18 protein-coding genes and 1 pseudogene are annotated in these 16521 nt (G+C 69.3%); 17 read left to right on the top strand and 2 right to left on the bottom strand.

What is annotated here, in order from left to right:
* Positions 1–189: 189 nt before the first annotated feature.
* The gene (locus tag BMZ92_RS35140) at positions 190–825 is read right to left on the bottom strand and encodes a prepilin peptidase (RefSeq protein ID WP_245783438.1); all 636 of its coding nucleotides are present in this window, start codon (positions 823–825) and stop codon (positions 190–192) included.
* Between the two features lie 430 nt (positions 826–1255).
* On the opposite strand from BMZ92_RS35140, the gene BMZ92_RS35145 reads away from it, so the two are divergent.
* From BMZ92_RS35145 to BMZ92_RS35205, 13 genes are all read left to right on the top strand, one after another.
* Positions 1256–1645 carry a hypothetical protein gene (locus BMZ92_RS35145; protein ID WP_245783439.1) on the top strand — a complete coding sequence of 130 codons (390 nt, stop codon included), beginning with the start codon at positions 1256–1258 and terminating at the stop codon, positions 1643–1645.
* Between the two features lie 548 nt (positions 1646–2193).
* Positions 2194–2649 (top strand): hypothetical protein, encoded by a 456-nt coding sequence (locus BMZ92_RS38485; RefSeq protein WP_245783440.1) that lies wholly within the window; start codon positions 2194–2196, stop codon positions 2647–2649.
* An 82-nt stretch (positions 2650–2731) separates the two neighbouring features.
* On the top strand, positions 2732–3418 hold the full coding sequence (locus BMZ92_RS35155) for an SAF domain-containing protein (RefSeq protein WP_091516804.1): 687 nt from the start codon (positions 2732–2734) through the stop codon (positions 3416–3418).
* Positions 3418–4275, top strand: a complete 858-nt coding sequence (locus BMZ92_RS35160) for a CpaE/TadZ family protein (RefSeq protein WP_091516808.1) — start codon at positions 3418–3420, stop codon at positions 4273–4275. Before BMZ92_RS35155 ends, BMZ92_RS35160 begins: the two co-directional genes overlap by 1 nt.
* Complete coding sequence (locus BMZ92_RS35165) at positions 4272–5693, top strand: TadA family conjugal transfer-associated ATPase (protein ID WP_091516811.1); 1422 nt, start codon at positions 4272–4274, stop codon at positions 5691–5693. Before BMZ92_RS35160 ends, BMZ92_RS35165 begins: the two co-directional genes overlap by 4 nt.
* Positions 5690–6577: a type II secretion system F family protein gene (locus BMZ92_RS35170; RefSeq protein WP_177229009.1), complete on the top strand. Its 888-nt coding sequence runs from the start codon at positions 5690–5692 to the stop codon at positions 6575–6577. Before BMZ92_RS35165 ends, BMZ92_RS35170 begins: the two co-directional genes overlap by 4 nt.
* 5 nt (positions 6578–6582) lie before the next feature.
* A complete protein-coding gene (locus BMZ92_RS35175) occupies positions 6583–7476 on the top strand; it encodes a type II secretion system F family protein (RefSeq protein ID WP_091516861.1) in 894 nt (297 codons plus the stop codon).
* A gap of 34 nt (positions 7477–7510) precedes the next feature.
* Complete coding sequence (locus BMZ92_RS35180; protein ID WP_091516816.1) at positions 7511–7699, top strand: hypothetical protein; 189 nt, start codon at positions 7511–7513, stop codon at positions 7697–7699.
* Positions 7700–7718: 19 nt separating this feature from the next.
* Positions 7719–8150 (top strand): TadE/TadG family type IV pilus assembly protein, encoded by a 432-nt coding sequence (locus tag BMZ92_RS35185; protein WP_245783441.1) that lies wholly within the window; start codon positions 7719–7721, stop codon positions 8148–8150.
* A 5-nt stretch (positions 8151–8155) separates the two neighbouring features.
* Positions 8156–8641 carry a TadE/TadG family type IV pilus assembly protein gene (locus BMZ92_RS35190; protein ID WP_143250019.1) on the top strand — a complete coding sequence of 162 codons (486 nt, stop codon included), beginning with the start codon at positions 8156–8158 and terminating at the stop codon, positions 8639–8641.
* 53 nt (positions 8642–8694) lie between these two features.
* Positions 8695–9084 (top strand): hypothetical protein, encoded by a 390-nt coding sequence (locus tag BMZ92_RS35195; RefSeq protein WP_091516865.1) that lies wholly within the window; start codon positions 8695–8697, stop codon positions 9082–9084.
* Between the two features lie 13 nt (positions 9085–9097).
* Entirely contained in the window at positions 9098–9463 is a 366-nt protein-coding gene (locus BMZ92_RS35200) for a hypothetical protein (RefSeq protein ID WP_091516820.1), read from the top strand.
* Between the two features lie 7 nt (positions 9464–9470).
* Positions 9471–12119: an AfsR/SARP family transcriptional regulator gene (locus BMZ92_RS35205; RefSeq protein ID WP_245783442.1), complete on the top strand. Its 2649-nt coding sequence runs from the start codon at positions 9471–9473 to the stop codon at positions 12117–12119.
* Between the two features lie 30 nt (positions 12120–12149).
* Here BMZ92_RS35205 and BMZ92_RS35210 read toward each other — a convergent pair whose 3' ends face one another.
* Entirely contained in the window at positions 12150–12605 is a 456-nt protein-coding gene (locus tag BMZ92_RS35210; protein WP_177229010.1) for a winged helix-turn-helix transcriptional regulator, read from the bottom strand.
* Between the two features lie 720 nt (positions 12606–13325).
* Between BMZ92_RS35210 and BMZ92_RS37705 the strand changes: the two genes are divergently transcribed.
* The 4 genes and pseudogenes from BMZ92_RS37705 to BMZ92_RS35220 all read left to right on the top strand — a co-directional run bounded on the left by BMZ92_RS37705 (position 13326) and on the right by BMZ92_RS35220 (position 16521).
* Positions 13326–13478 (top strand): hypothetical protein, encoded by a 153-nt coding sequence (locus tag BMZ92_RS37705; protein WP_177229011.1) that lies wholly within the window; start codon positions 13326–13328, stop codon positions 13476–13478.
* A 572-nt stretch (positions 13479–14050) separates the two neighbouring features.
* A pseudogene (locus BMZ92_RS38720) lies at positions 14051–14239 on the top strand (AAA family ATPase); the annotation flags it as partial.
* Between the two features lie 68 nt (positions 14240–14307).
* A complete protein-coding gene (locus BMZ92_RS38725; protein WP_342743535.1) occupies positions 14308–14745 on the top strand; it encodes a hypothetical protein in 438 nt (145 codons plus the stop codon).
* A 27-nt stretch (positions 14746–14772) separates the two neighbouring features.
* On the top strand, positions 14773–16521 hold the full coding sequence (locus BMZ92_RS35220) for a vWA domain-containing protein (protein WP_091516826.1): 1749 nt from the start codon (positions 14773–14775) through the stop codon (positions 16519–16521).

Raw genomic sequence — 16521 nt, forward strand, 5'->3', positions numbered from 1 at the left:
AACGCCGAGCCGACATCCACCTTGGCCTCATGCACCTGGCCTGCGTCCTCATCTGCTACCGCAAGCTGCCGACTTCATTATGAAACGAGTTGTTAATCGCGAATAGGCAATGAAGGCTTAGTGGAATAAGGTCACGGTTCCCCGGAGAACCGCTCCCACGTTGGCGAATACCGGATTATTCCCATTCCCTCACGGAGCGAGGTCGCACAGGATCGTCACGGCGGCACCGAGCAGAAGACAGGGGCCCAGAGGCATCGGGGCATCACGAGAAACCCGCCGGGCGACGCGCAACAGCGTGCGGGCGATTCCCGCAAGCAGCCACCCCAGAACGGTGCCGACCAGGATGGCACCCCAGCTCTGCCACCCCAGCACGAGGCCGAGGAGCCCGGCGAGCTTCACGTCGCCGGCGCCGAGTCCGCCGAGCGCAAGCGCGAGTACGAGGTAGCACGCGGACAGGACAAGCATCGCGGTCACGGCCCGGAGCAGGTCAGCGTAAGCGGCCGCCAGTACAGAACGGGTGCTGAAGCTTGCCCCGACCGTAAGGACGCCCGCGAGGATCAGTGCGCCGGGCAGGCGTTGCTCGATGACATCGATGAACGCCAGGACCACCCCCACCGCCGCGAACAAGCTGTAAGCCACGAGGTCGAGTCCCCAGCCGAAGCGCCAGCCCAAGGCCCCGAACAGCACGGCCGTCACGCCGGCCGACACCGACTGCTCCCCCACACTGAGCGTTCCCGTCCGCATCAGCGCTCGCGAGCCCATTCCCACCGCGACGCCGACGCAGGCCCCCGCGGCAGCCCAGCCGGTCAAGGCAAGCGAATTCATCGGACACCCCGGTGATCGGTGCGCAAAAACCGCGCGATTCCTAGCCGCCATGAATACCGGACGCAAGCCTCGAATGTTCACGCCACGCGTCCGAACGAGTGAATCTTTCTTGGTTGAAGCCATGCCGACTTCAAAGTCAGTGCGACATGACCATTGCGACTACAGGGGGACCTTGGTGTAGAAAGTTTGATCTGGTGAACAGTGATCAAACGGTAGTGGCGGGGGTGCCGCGGTGCAGGGGAGAACACAACGCTCCTTGAGCGGATGGGCGGTCGCGGGTGTGACTGGCTTCGTCCTGCTCGCGGCATGCTCCCCTGACGATCCGACAGACCTCGCGTCCGGACCGTCGACTGCTGCCCCGGTTCCCTCGGCGGCCCCGAGCAGCAGTCCTGCCGCGACGGGCGAGGACAGAGCGAAGCAGGACGCCCTGATGGCGTACCGGGCGATGTGGGATGACTTCGTCCGGGCCGGGACCACATCAGACTGGCAGTCGCCAGAGCTTGCGGCCCACGCGACCGGCCTCGCCCTGACGAACCTGTCCCGCGGCCTCTACGCCGACCACTACAACGGGCTGGTGACCAAGGGACAGCCGGTGCTGAACCCCACGGTGTCTTCAGCCGAACCGGCAGGCGACCCCGTGAAGATCATCGTGTCCGACTGCGGGGACTCGACGAACTGGCTCAAGTACCGCGCCGACAACGGTCAGCTCGCGGACGATGAGCCCGGAGGACGACACGCGATCAATGCGATCGTCGAGAAGCAGGCCGACGGATCGTGGAAGGTCACGGACTACGGCGTGCACGACATGGGGACGTGCTGACCATGCGCCGGACCGCCGTCGTCGCCGGGGTTTTCACCGCAGCCGTGCTCGGCTTCACGGTTCCTGCCGTCGCCGGCAACGGGTGGGGAAGCACCACCTGCAGCCAAACACCCACGCCCGCGTGCGACCTAGGCGCGGGCACCAACAGCACTCCGGGAAAGGCTCCGGGAGCCGGTTCCACGAACCCCGGCCGTCCGGGCACGGGATCCAAGCCGGGGAACGGAAAACCCGCGAATCCCGGTGACACGATCACGGGCGGCGATGCCGACATGGCGAGTTGCTCGTACGTGAAGAGCGACTACCAGCCGCCCAATGGCGGCACGTTCCCGGTGACGCACACCCGTCGACCACGCGGCGGAGGCGTTGTCCCGGTGGCCTTGCCGCGCCCGGTTCCGGCTCAAGCCGCCGGGCAGGGACCCGGCGCCTGGTACGTGTGGAAGTGCTCGGGGGAAGGCTCAGCCGACACGTTGTACCGGCCACCGGTGTGGATCGCCGACGGGCAACAACCAGGGGCGGCACAACTCCCCTCGCCCGAGGAACTGGCACAGATGGCGCGCCGGCAGCTGAAGTTGCCCTCGCCGGCGATCTCCGCGAACCCCGCGGGTGACCAGCTGGTGAACCTGCCCACCTGGATGTGGCTGTCGAGTGGTTGGGGTCCAGTATCGACCACCGCGTCGGTGCCCGGCGTTTCGGTGACAGCAACGGCAACGCCGGGCTTCGTGACCTGGTCGATGGGCGATGGCTCGACCGTGGTCTGCAACGGCGCCGGCACGCCGTACTCCGTCGGCACAGACCCCGCGGCGCCCTCACCGGACTGCGGGCACGTCTACCACCGCTCATCGGCAGCACAGCCGGGACAGGCTTTCGGCGTGACCGCGACCGTGCACTGGACCGTCACCTGGTCCGGGGCAGGCCAGGGCGGGACGTTCCCGGAGATGACCACGACGAGCACCGAAAGCTTCCGCGTAGCGGAGTCACAGGCGTTGAACAACGGGGGCGGCTGACCGCCCGAAATCCGAACCGAACCGCTCGCTGATTTTTTCGGCGACGCGGTGCACTACCCCGTTGCCTCTTGGAGGTATCCGCGTGAGCACCAACACCACGAGCCGTCCGGCCACCACAACCGGTGCCTGGGTCAGCAACGGGAAGAACTCTGCGCGGTTGCGCGGCACCGGCCGACGCCGCAGTCTTCCGCACCTGCTGCTGGGCGCTCTGCTCGTCTTGGCCTGTGCGGGCGGCTTCGTGCTGTTTTCCCTCGACTCGGGCGACCGCCAAGCCGTGCTCGCGCTGGCCCGCGATGTGCCCGTGGGACACCTCCTGACTCGCCAGGACCTCCGGCAGGTCAACGCCGCGCTCGACCCCGCCATAGCCGCAGTCGGAGTGGATCAAGCGGCCACAGTCGTCGGCAAGCCGATGGCGGCGAGCTTGCCGGCCGGGACGTTGCTGACGCCGCGCTCGGTTGGAGACGCCACGGTTCCGCCCGCCGGACAGGCAATCGCGGCGCTGGCGCTCAAACCCGGCCAGTTCCCGCCAGAGGTCACCGCCGGAGCACGCATCTCGGTGGTGTTCGTGCCCGCGCAGGCCGGGACCGCCACCGGCCCACCTGCTGACGCCGGAGCAGTCTGGCCCGCGGTCGTGACCAGCGTGGCCGGGACGCCGAACGACCAGACGACGGTGGTGTCGGTGCAGCTGACCGAACCCGCCGCCCGTCAGGTCGCCGCGGTGCCGGCCGGGCAGCTCGCAATCGTGATGCTCGCAGCTGGAGGACGCTGATGCTGGTGTCGGTCCTGTCGTTGAAAGGCTCTCCGGGCGCGACGACGTTCGCCGTCGCCCTGGCCGCACGCTGGCCGGGGGCGTCCCGGGCACTGGTGGTCGAGGCCGACCCCTCGGGCGGCGACCTCGCCCTCCGGTTCTCGCTGGCGTCGGCGCCCGGTCTCGTCAGCTTGGCGGCCGCCGCGCGGCGCGGTGGCGACGCCGACCTGGTGTGGCACCACACGCAGGAACTCCCGGGCGGGCTGCAGGTGACTGCCGCTCCGCCGGATGCCGAGCAGGCACGTGCGGCGCTATCGGCGCTTGTCCAGCACCAGACCAGTGGTCTCGGGCTGCTCCGCCAGGCGGCCGCCCAGCCCGGCGTCGTGGTGATCGTGGACTGCGGCCGGGTCGATCCTGGTTCGCCCGGATTGCCAATCGCGCGTTCCTCCGACGCGACCGTTCTTCTGTCCCGTGCACACGCCGACGACCTCGCGCACCTTCCGCGACGACTGCCCACCGTGGCCCGTTGGAGCCCGAATCCCGTGCTGCTCCTGGTCGGCCCGGGCTACTCCGAAGCGGAAGTCGCCCGCGAACTCGGAGTGCCGCCGCTGGGGCGAGTTCCCCACGATCCACGCGGCGCCGCCGTGCTCTGTGGCCGGCCGGCGACACCACGGTGGGGGCCTTCCCGGTCCGCGCTAGGCCGATTCGCGCAGAAGGTTGCTGGCGAGCTCGCCGCTCGGCAGCGCCCGGCTGCACCCGAACCGCCTCCGCTGCAGACTCCCGTCCCGGCGTTGCACGCTGTCCCCGGAGTTCCGCCCGCCGCTGTGTCACGCAACGGCGTCCGTCCGGCACCCTCGGCTGGAGGACAGGCATCATGACACGGCCAACTGGCCAGCAGCCAGTCAACGGAGCGGACCCGCACAGCTCGCAGGCGAGCTGGCAACCCGGCAACCGCCCGTCGGAGTCGCCGGACGCGGCCAGCCGCTTGCGCCGATACCTCCGCGAGCGGTTGAACGCCGACCTGCCTCAGCGGGTCGCCGACCAGCAGGAACGCACCGGCACCACCGCCACCCGGGAGGCACGCCGCGAGCTGGCCCGCGGGATCATCGACGATGCGCTGCGCGGCCACACCGAGAACGAGCTGGCCGCGGGCCGGGACTTGCTTCCGCGCGGCGTCGAGCAGCGGGTAGTCACCGAGGTCATCAACGAACTGTTCGGCATGGCGGGGCTGCAACCTCTGCTCGACGACCCGACGGTGGAGACCATCAACGCCAACCGCTACGACCGCGTTTTCGTGCAGTACAACGATGGCCGTCGGGTCCGGGTCGGCCCGATCGCGTCGTCCAATGAGGAGCTGACGGATCTGGTCCGGCTGCTGGCCGCGCGTGCGAGCAGCCAGGAACGGCGGTTCGATCAAGGATCTCCGGCGGTCAACCTCCAACTGCCCGGCGGGGAGCGGTTGTTCGCGGTGATGGGGCTGACGGCCGGCGGCGTGACCGCTCTGTCGATCCGGCGCCACGGCTACCTCACGGTCAGCCTGCGGAACCTCCGGCGGCGCGGCAGCCTCGACCCCGGCCTGGAGCAGTTCCTGCGTGCGCTGGTCAAGGCGCGCAAGAACATCCTGATCACCGGCGGTACCGGTGCGGGAAAGACCACCCTGCTGCGCGCGCTGGCCTCCGAAATGGACCCGATGGAACGGATCGTCACCATCGAGGACGCCTTCGAACTCGGCCTGGACCACGACCCCGACGTCCACGCGGACGTGACCGCCTTCCAGGCACGCGAGCCCAACGTCGAAGGCGAGGGAGCGATCTCCCAAGCCGAACTGGTTCGCTGGGGCCTCCGGATGAGCCCGGACCGGGTCATCGTCGGGGAAATCCGCGGGCCCGAAGTCATCCCGATGTGCAACGCGATGTCGCAGGGCAACGACGGGTCGATGGCGACCTTGCACGCGTCCAGCTCACGAATCGCGTTCACCCGGCTGGCCTCTTACGCAGCGCAAGGGGTCGAACGGCTGCCGCTGGAGGCGACGAACCTGCTTGTGGCGTCGGCGGTGCACTTCGTCGTGCATCTGGCTCGCGCGGACGACCGGCGAACCCGTGTGGTGTCCTCGATTCGCGAAGTCGTCGGCGCCGACGGGCCGCAGATCATCTCCAACGAGATCTACCGGCCGGGTCCGGACCGGCGCGCTCGCCCTGTTGCCGGCGCGCTGCGCAGCGACACGCTCGACGACCTGGTCGACGCTGGGTTCGACCCCGGCGTGCTCGAGAACCCCGAGGGCTGGTGGGCGCCATGAGCGTCACGCTCGGCCTTGCTGCCCTGTTCGGCGCTGGCACCGGGCTGGGATTGGTGGTGGTCCTTCTCGGCCTCCGGAAAGGCGGTCGACTCCTTTCCCGCCGCGACCGTCGGCGTGACCATCCTGCCGACTCGCGCCGTTCACTCCGGCTTGCTCTAGCAGTTGCCCTTGGGGTGGTAGCCGGTCTGCTCACGGGATGGGTAGTCGGCGGCGTACTGGCTGGGCTCGCTTGCTGGGTCCTGCCCCGAGCCTTGGGTCGGGACCCGGAGCACTCGCGGCGCATCGCGCGCATCGAAGGGATCGCCACCTGGACGGAGATGCTGCGCGACACGCTGTCGGCCGCCGCGGGGCTCGAGCAGGCCGTCCTCGCCACCGCACCCTTGGCCCCGCCGGCCATCCGGGGCGAGGTCGGTGAGCTGGCGACGGGGATCGAGAACGGCGAACGGCTCGCCCCGGCGTTGCGGCGGCTCGGCGAACGGTTGGACGATCCGGTCGGCGACCTGGTGATCGCCGCCTTGCTGCTCGCCGCTGAGCAACAGACCCGTCAGCTGGCGGACCTGCTCGGGTCGCTGGCCCAGGCTGCCCGCGGCCAGGCGTCGATGCGGATGCGTGTGGAAGCCGGACGAGCGCGCACCCGGACTTCGGTCCGGGTCATCGTTGGTACCACGCTGGCCTTCGCCGTGGCTGTGGTGCTGCTCAACCGCAGTTACATGGGCGCTTATGACAGCGCCACCGGTCAAGTGGTGTTGCTCGGGATCGGCGGCTTGTTCGCAGTCGGCTTCGCCTGGCTGAACCGCATCGCCCGCATTCCGCAACCCGACCGGTTCCTCGCCCCGGCTGCCACGGGCGACGACAGCATGATGGTCATCGGGAGGCAGGAGTGACTGCCCTGATCATGCCCCTCGCGCTCGGTGCCGGGCTCGGAGCCGGCCTGTGGGCGCTGGCGATCTACCTGTTTCCGCCGCGTCCGGCCCTGCGCGTCGTCCTGTCCCGCGCGACAACACCGGCCAGCCCCGAGCCGATCCTGGCCACCGGGGAGGCCGGCTGGGCCGCACGGCTCGGCCGGCCCGCCGTCGCGCCGCTGCGCGCTCTCGGACTGCCCGGCGCGCGGCTGACGCGTGATCTCGCAGTCATCGGCCGCTCGACCTCGACCCACTTGGCTGAAAAGACCACACTCGCGGTCGCCGGGCTCGTGCTGCCGACGCTGTTGGGTGCCGCTCTCACGGTCGCCGGGTTCGGTCTCGGGGTCGGGCTCCCGGTCATTGGCGGGCTTGTGCTCGCCGCCGCCGGGTTCGTTCTGCCCGACCTGCAGGTCCGCGCCGAAGCGGCGAAACTCCGCACCGCGTTCCGGCACGCGTTGTCGGCCTACCTGGATCTCGTGTGGATCACGCTTGCCGGTGGCGCGGGAGTCGACAGTGCGCTGGGCGACGTCGTCGCCGTGGGCCGCGGGTGGGCCTTCGCGCAGATCAGGCGTGCGCTGGACACCGCCCGCCTGACCCGCACCACGCCGTGGGCGACGCTGCGCCGGCTCGGCGAGGAACTCGACGTGACCGAGCTGGCCGAGCTCGCGGCCTCGGTCAGCCTGGCTGGCACCGAGGGCGCCAAGGTCCGCACCTCACTCGCCGCCAAGGCGCAGGCACTGCGCACCCACCAGATCACCGAGGCCGAGGGGGACGCTCAAGCCGCAACCGAACGCATGTCGCTGCCGGTCATGGCGCTTTTCCTTGGGTTCCTCGCCTTCATCGCCTATCCCGCACTGGTGCAAGTCCTCAATGGACTGTGACCTCGTTGGACCCGACAAACGGAAGGAGAACCTGATGCCCACACAGTGGTACGCGCTCTGGACCATCGTCCGGGCTCGGGTGGACATGCTGCGGCGTGAACCCGAGGCCGGCTATTCGACCGAGACGGTGCTCGTGACCGCGCTGCTCGTCGTCGCCGCCATCGCGGTGCTCGCGATCATCGTCGCCAAGGTCACGTCCAAGGCCAACAGCATCGACATGTAAAGCCATGACACACAGGCGAGTGATCCCCGCGATACCGGGCCCGTGGCGCGTACGGCTCAAGAAGGCGCTGGCAGGCGATCGCGGCTCGGTGAGCGCGGAGCTGGTGATCGCCACTCCCCTGCTGTTGCTGGTGCTGCTGGCCGTTGTGCAGTTCGCGCTGTGGTCGCACGCCACGCACATCGCGCAAGCTGCCGCGTCCCAGGGCCTGGCGACCACGCGCGCGCAGAACGGGACAGCCGCGGCTGGGGTGGGCAGTGCGCAACAGCTCCTGCATCAGCTCGCGGGCGGACCGCTGCGAGACGCTGCTGTCTCGGCCGACCGTGGTGCGGGTGGGGCTTCGGTCCGGATCGCCGGGACGGCCACCCCCGTGTTGCCGTTCCTGACGCTGCCTGTGCGCGCCGAGGCCGCAGGGCCTGTCGAACGTTTCGTGCCGGACAGAACGAGCGGGTGATCGCCATGGTTGAACGCCATCGCCGGCGTCGCGCAAGCGAGCAGGAAGAACGGAATAGCTGGTGGCAGGCTGACCAGGGCTCGGTCGCGTCGGAAGTCACACTCGTCGCCCCGTTGCTGATCATGCTCCTGGTGTTCGTCGCCGTCGTCATCCACCGTGGTGTCGACGCTCGAATCCGCATCGACGACGCTGCTCACCATGCCGCTCGCGCCGCGAGCATCGAACGAACCACCGCCGCCGCGAGCAGCGCCGCCCAGTCCACGTCGCGCGCCGCCCTGGCCGAAGCCGGAGTAACCTGCCGATCCTTCTCCACAACCACAACAACCGCCGGCCTGCGGCCTGGCGGCACCGTGTCGGTGACCGTCGTCTGCGAGGTCGATTTCGGCGACGCCCTCATGCTTGGCGTCCCTGGCCGGAAGCAGCTGTCAGCGACCGCGACCGAGCCGATCGATGTGTGGCGCGCGACGGCGAGCAATGGGGCCTCGCCATGACACGCGAGCGGTGGCCAGCTCAGATCGCGTGGTGGCGGGCCGATGAGGGCCGCGTGTCCGCCTTCGTCGTCGTGCTGGTCTCGGCCATCCTTGCTCTTGCCGGACTGACCCTCGACGGTGGGCTCGCGCTCGCGGCCAAGGTCCGGGCGAACGGGCAGGCTGAGTCCGCCGCCCGCGCCGGCGCCCAAGCGATCGACCTCAACGCCTATCGGAGCAGCGGCACGCTCCGGCTGGTTCCCGCACAGGCTATCGCCATGGCTCAGAGCCACCTGGCCGCCGAGGGCGCCGTCGGCTCGGTCGCCATCTCCGGCGACACGGTCATCGTCACTATCACCGCCGCCCAGCCCACTCAATTGCTCGGCCTGGTCGGAATCAACTCCCTGTCCGTGCACGGACAGGGAAGTGCCCACCCCCAGCGCGGAATCACCGCGATCGAACCCTGACGGAAGGGGACCCATGCCAACCGACGACGAGGTCGAGCACCGCATCGAGGACGTCGACGCTCCGCGCACGGCGAGGCGGAAAGCCACTGCGCAGCAGGTCAACCAACTCGCGCACCGCAGGGCCGCGATCGTCGCTCAGCTCGAGGACATCGAGGGACAGCTCGGCGAGCTCATCGCGGAAGCCGAGGACGTGATCAGCGTCGAGGAACTCGCGCGGTTCACCGACCTGAAGACCGCGGACTTGACGGAGTGGGTGGCCGGAGGCAAGTCCGCGTCCAGGTCCCGCACCTCGTCCGGAACGGGCACGCAATCGGCCGAACCGATCCCGGCGTCGCCCGTGGCCGGCGCCCGTGATCTCGAGGCCGCTCAGCTGACGTGAGGGAACCATGACCGGCAGTTCGATGCATACCGCCAGCCACGTTGTCGGCGTGGCAGCCCGGATGCTCCGGGGGCTACTCGCCGCGCTGATCCTGCTTGCGCTGCTGTGCGGCCTGCCATGGGCGCTCGTGCGGCTCATCGGGTGGCCGCTGCCCGATCACCTGCCGACTCTCGCGGAGGTCCAAGGGGTTCTGTTCGGCCCGATGACCGCGACTTTCCTGCTGGACTTCCTCGCCTGCGTCGCCTGGGTGTTGTGGGCGCTGTTCGTGGCAGACGTGGCTCGTTATGCCGTTGAGCTTGCTCGCGACCTGCACGCGCCGGATGTCCTCACCGCCGGCCCGCTTCGGCGGATCACGGTCGTCCTGGTCGGCGCGGTCCTCATCGCGGTCTTGGGCCACCGCCTCAGCCAGGGCGGGACCGCGGGAAACACCTTCAACGCTGACGTCGTCGCGACCGCCGAAGCCAAGCTCGTGGCCGACAAGCACGACGCAGTCCCACCGCGGTCGGTGGTAGTCCTGGCTCCGAACCCGGAAACCGGCGTGCACGACTCGCTGTGGCGGATCGCCCAGCGCACCCTCGGAGACGGCAGTCGCTGGCCAGAAATCTTCGAGCTCAACCGAGGCAAACCCCAGCCCGGCGGACGCGTGTTCGATCGACCCAGCTTGATCTTTCCCGGGGAGGAGTTCGAGCTGCCTTCGGACACGGCATCGACACCGCACGTTCGGCCTCCGGCTCCCGCCGAGCAGCCAGCACCCCGAGCACCACACCCGCCGCCAGTCCAAGACGCCCCACCTCCGCACCCCGCCGCCGACGTTGGGTTCCGATGGGGCGATGAGCTGTTCGTCGGGCTCGGATTGGCGTCCGCGGTCAGTGCGGCCCTGGTCCTGGCGCGCTGCCACCGCAATCGCCGCTATCGACCTGGCAGTGGCGATCGCACTTACCTGCCGGTCGCGCCGGTGGTGTACCAACTCCGGCTGGCCCATCTGCGCGCCACCCAGGACGACGACGGTCTGGGCAGCGAGCCGCCGAAAGCGCCTGTAACGCCGCTCGCGCACGACGGCAGCCTGCCCGTCGGCATACGCGACGGCCGGGAAATGGCGCTGGACCTGGCCGTGTCCCGTGGACTCGGCCTCATCGGCGAGGGCGCAGCGGCCGCGGCGCGTGCACTGCTCGTGTCAGCCGTCGCGGCGACTCCTGAATCTCGCGTCATCTGCCCGGCCGAAGACGCGGCCGCGCTGCTGGGCCGCCGGACGGATCAAGACGTCCCTCCGGCTAATTTCCAGGTCGTCGCCGACATCGAGGCGGCTTTGGACGAACTCGAAGCCGAGACACTGGCTCGCGCCCGGCAGGCAACAGCCCCTCACACCGATCGTCGACCTCCGGTCGTGCTGGTCGCCCGCTCACTCCAACAGCACCGACAGCGGCTGCAGGCGATTCTGGACAACGGATCGGACTTCGGCGTGACCGGGTTGCTGCTGGGTCAGTGGCCGGCGGGCATCACCGCCTATGTCCGGGGCGACGGCACCGTGTCCGCGACCAATCCCGGCCCGGGCGAGCGCCTGCGCGGCACGTCGATGTTCCACCTCGGCGAAGACCACCTCGAAGAGTTGCTTACCCTGCTACGTCAAGCGCGAGGACCGCACGAAAACGACCGGAAGACCACATCCGCACGGGAATCCGGGCTCGAACTCCTGGCGGTGCACAGCGCCAGCGAGCAGACTGACGCGCGGCTCGAGATCCTCGGCCCGGAAGACGACTCCTCCGATCCGCTCAGCGTCAATTCGGCTTCTCCTCGGCCGCACACGACCGAACACCAGCAGGATGCGCTCCCACCACTTCGGATCACGGTTCTGGGCCCGGTCCGGGTGTGGTGGCGTCCCGCGCTGGCCGACGCCAGTGAGGTCGTCGAGCAAGAGGTCACGTCGGCGTTCCAACCACGGGTCCGCGAACTGCTGGTGTTCCTGGCCCTGCACCCCGACGGCGTCAGCCGCGAGGCCCTCATCGCGGCCCTGTGGCCCACGAGTCCATCCGAGAAGACGACCAATGCCCTGAACACCAGCTTCAGTCGCCTGCGCCGCGCCGTAGGTGCCGCGACCGGTGGCACGCTCGCCGAGGTGGTGCTGACCGGAGAGGGACGCTACCGCCTCAATCCGGATGTGGTCGAGGTCGACTACCACCGATTCGCCGCCGCGGTAGCTGCGCGGCGCGCCGCCACAAGTCAGCATGAACGAACCGACGCCAACCGCCGGGCAGTGGAGTGCTACACCGGTTCGTTGGCCGATGGCATGAGCACGGATTGGATCGAGACCGCCCGGGAAGCCATTCGCCGCGACGCGATCGATGCGGTCGCCGCGCTCGCCCGCGCCTTGGTCGAGGAGGATCCGTTGCAGACCATGGATCTTCTGGAGATGGCGCGCGCCTTCGACCCGCACAATGAGCTGATCTACCGCGACATCATGCGACTGCAGGAACGCCTTGGGCAACTGGATGCGATCCCCCGAACGCTGGCTCTGCTCACCACTCGCCTCGCCGAGGTCGACGACCGCCCCAGCCCCCAAGCCATCGACCTGGCCGAGCGCCTGCAACGCCGCCACGATGCCCACCAGGACACCGCCGCGCCATCATCGGCTGATCGCGGTTACAGCAAGACCAGATGACCGCCATCACCGCGCAGCAACCCCGTCTCCTCAGGCAGGACGAGATGGACGAGCATCGTCGCCGTCTTCATCGGAATGTCCGCCGTGCGAGTCGTTCTCACGGCTGTGCGTCTGGGCCCGCGCGAGCAGATCGGGATGTGCGCGGGTCCAGGCGATCAGCGGCTCCGCCGCATCGAGTGCCTCGGCGACCGCCGGATTCAACGAGTATTCGACTTCCGGCGGAAAAGACTTCGTACTGCGCTCCCGGATGACCAACCCCTGCATGCGCATCTTTTTCAGCGTGCGCGCCAGAATGCTATCGTGCAGGACGGGTTGTTTATCCGTCCAGTTCTCATCGATGAAATACGAGTTGACCGTGGAAAGAATTTCTACTCGCCGCAACGGGCCAGCCCGGAGTGCCACCACGATCGCCGGCACCCACTTGTCCCCGAACAGGTTTCTCAAGTCGTACAGGCCCCGCGGAAGCCTGTCGTCTCGCTCCGTCACCACGCCTCCCCACGTGTGCCGACCCGGGCCGTCGAGGTAGCCCTGTCGCTCTCATCAACGAAGGCACCTCGACAAGCCCACGCTACGCCAAACGGAGCAACGCGCCCAACCGTAGAACTACTCAACCCGCACCCCTCCGGGCATCCACGACCAGCGGCCGAGCTGGTGGAACCGGCCGAGGCTACGAGTCATACGGGGATCACCTGGGGGATCAACATGGGGTTCATATCGGGGCGCCGATTAGAGCGTCACGGCACCGCGGCACGGAACCACCTGGTCAGGCCACCATTAGAGGGATCCAGTGCTACCCCAGACTCGACCCGCCGCAAGGCGGTGAACACATCGGGGCCAGCAGGCGGGGCCGCGACGGCGGCCACTCGGGTGACCAAGGCAGCCACGCTGCACCCGCGGCTTCTCGTTCCGCAAATGTATGAATTAAATGCAATTCAATACGTTTCCCTTCGCTCTCAATAAAGGCTATTTCCTCCATCAAGCTGACACGCCCAGACCCCTGACCTGCGCAAACAGAGGAATAGGCTGCGTGAATTGCAATAATTCAATCCGATCGCAAACACAGGAAAAGAGTCTTGAAAATACGTGGTCGAACCTATTGCGCGCCGGGTGCATGTCGAGTCATAATTGATTTGTCGCCGGGGGAACCGGAAATCACAGCCAATACGATGCCCGGCGTGAGCCATATTTCCAGAATGGAGTCCTGTCATGCACTACGCCGACACCACAACCAACGACAACGGCACCGTGACCGCGTTTTGCTACTGCGGCTGGTCGGCCGTCCACGACACCCAGGAATCGGCCGACGCCGCCGCCGAATACCACCAGAACGACGACGCCGACGACTACGCCGCCGCGTGACCGGCCCCGATCAACGAAAGGACTGACCCGCGATGACCACGCCGCCCGCACCCACACCAGCACCGGCAACCGCTGGCACGACCGCCCCGGCCACGGGCGCGGCAGCCAGGCTGCGCAACGGCGAACTGCGCGCCATGGTCGCGCGGGTGCTGGCCGACAACCACGGCACGCCGTTGACCCCGCGCGCGATAGCGGCGAAACTCGGCGGCCGTTCGTCGGGTGCGGTCGGCAATGCGCTGAAAGCGTTGGCCGACCAGGGTCACGCGTTCACCGCATCCGCCGCGCCGCTGACCTACGGCGCGACCGCAACCACTGACACCGTCGCCGCAGCCACGATCACCCCCGCACCCCCACGGCGACCCGGCACCACCCGGGCAGCCCGTCCGAACAGGACCACCACGGCACCGGCCCCCGCTCTGGCCCCGGCAGCCACGGCACCCACCCCGGCCCCTGCGCCGGTCACCGGCCCTGTGACGCGTCCGAACGGGACCCCATACCACCCCCGGTTGTTGTCCGGGATGCCGGACGTCGTCGCGTTGCGGAAACTGCGGGATGCTGGAATTCCCGCCCTGATGTACGGCCCGCCCGGTACCGGGAAAACGTCGGTGGTCGAGGCCGCGTTCCCGGATTTGCTGACCGTGCAGGGTGACGGCGACACCACGGTCGCCGACCTGGTCGGTGAATACGCCCAGACTGTGGACGAGAACGGGACCGTGCGCTACACGTTCATCCACGGCCCGCTGGTCCGCGCGATGCGTGAGGGCCGGACCCTGTTCATCGACGACGCCACCCTGATCCCCCCGACCGTGCTCGCCGTGGTCTACCCGCCATGGACGGCCGCCGCCAAATCATCATCAAAGCCAACGGCGGTGAAGTCATCGACGCCGCGCCCGGGTTCTATGTGGTCGCCGGGCACAACCCCGGCGTGCACGGCGCGGTGCTCACCGACGCCCTGTCATCCCGATTCGCCGCCCAGATCCACGTGTCCACCGACTACGACCTCGCCCCGCAGCTCAAGATCGACAAGCGCGCGGTGAAGATCGCCCGGAACCTCGCCACCCGCCACGCTAACGGCGAAACCGGCTGGGCGCCCCAGCTCCGCGAACTGCTGGCCTTCCAGAAGATCGCCGACGTGCTCGGCGCCGAGGCCGCCGCCGGGAACCTGGTCGGCACTGCGCCGGAGGAGGACCGCGCGACCGTCGCTGCCGTGGTGCGGCAGGTGTTCGGCAAAGACCTCGCCCCTCTCGCCCTTGGCACCCGCATCTGATCGAAGCTCTGTCCGAAAGGGACCGTCATGAGCAACCACCTCGCGGACCCCGCCGCCCCCGGTACCGCCGTGTTCCCCACCCGGCCGGAATGGCTGACCTTGTCCGCTGCCCTGGCCGACGAGGTCCCTGTGATCGCCGACCGGGACGACCTGCTGGTCACTATCGCGCCCGGCGCGGGCGGAGGCGCGGCAGCCTGCTTCTACCCCGGCCCGGCGCTGATCGAGGTCGATGGCAACCACCTCAAGGTCGACCCCGCCACCGTCGACCCGGCCAACATCGGCGACCGCACCCGCTACGCGGCCACGTGGGGCGCCCTCACCCACGAATGCGGCCACGCCAAACACACCGCCTGGGATCCACCCGAGGACGCCCCGCCCGGGGTAGTGGACGCCGCGATGCTGCTGGAAGAGGCGCGCATGGAGGCCGCGCAGATCCGCCGCCGCCCGGATGACCGGCACTGGCTGCGCGCGTGCGTGAAGGAGCTCGTCGCCGATGACCTGCACCTGTTCGCCGATCCGGCCACCACGCCGCAGATGACCTCCGCCGACGCCGCCCGCTCCGCCGCCCTGTTGCTCGGGCGGGCCGATGGCGGTGTGCTGACCGAGGCCGAAGTCGCCCCACTCGCCAGGGTCATCGAAGACGTGCTCGGCCCGGACACCCTGTCCAAGCTGCGCGCGGTGTGGCGGGCCGCTCTGCACACAGCCGATGACGACGGCGAGACCATGCTCGACCTCGGACGCCAATGGTGCGAAATCCTCGCCACCGATCCCAACCAGCCCACCCCGCCCGGCACCTCGGGAACGCCGAACGGCACCGGATCACCCGCCCCGAGCACGCCGTCGCCGATGGCGGAGGCGATCGCCACCGTACTGGACAACGTGGCTGCCAACGTCGCCCGGCAGCAACCGCCGGAGGACCCGACCGCGCGTGCCGCCGCCGCGCAGGCGCGCGAGAAAGCGGCCCAGAAGGAGGCCGACCGCGCTGCCCGGAAGACGTTCCGGGCAGGCGGACCCCGGGACGGCCGCACCGCCCTGGCCGGAACCCGGCCACCGACCCAGGACGAACGCACCGCCGCCCGCGTGCTCGCCCGTGCCCTGGACAGCGCCGGGGCGCGCGAACGGAGCGCGGTCAAGACGACCTCGGTGGTCCCGCCGGGGCGGTTGCGGATGCGCGGCGCGCTGGCCGCCGACGCTCAGCGCGCCGCCGGGGCCCTACCCACCGCCGAACCGTTCACCCGCATCACCCGTACCGCGACCCCCACCCCACCACTCCGGCTCGGCATCGCGTGCGACGTGTCCGGAACCATGCGCTGGGCCCGCGACCACGTCGCCTCCGCCGCCTGGATCCTCGCGACCGCCGCCCGGCACACCCGCGTGCCCGCCGACACCGCCACCGTGATCTTCGGCAACCACGTGCGGCCCCTGACCCACCCAGGCCGAACCCCGGCCGTGGTGACCGAGTTCAAGTCCGACGACAACTGGGAAGACATCCCCACCGCCATTGCCGCCGTCGACGGTGCGCTCGGCCTGTCCAGCCCCGGCGCAGCCCGGCTGCTGGTCGTCGTGTCCGACGGCCAGTTCCGGGACCAGCCCCGGGCCGAAGGCCAGAAGCGGCTCAACCGGCTACGCGCCGCCGGGTGTGCGGTGCTGTGGCTGACCACCAGCAAGAGCGACACGCCGCTCGACGGGGCACGCGTGCACCTGCTCACCGACCCGTCCACCACCGCCCAGGCGATCGGACGCGCCGCGACCGCCGCCCTGCGCGTGGCCCACTGA

Origin of the sequence: Amycolatopsis sacchari, from assembly GCF_900114035.1 — a bacterium.
Lineage (GTDB): Bacteria > Actinomycetota > Actinomycetes > Mycobacteriales > Pseudonocardiaceae > Amycolatopsis_E > Amycolatopsis_E sacchari.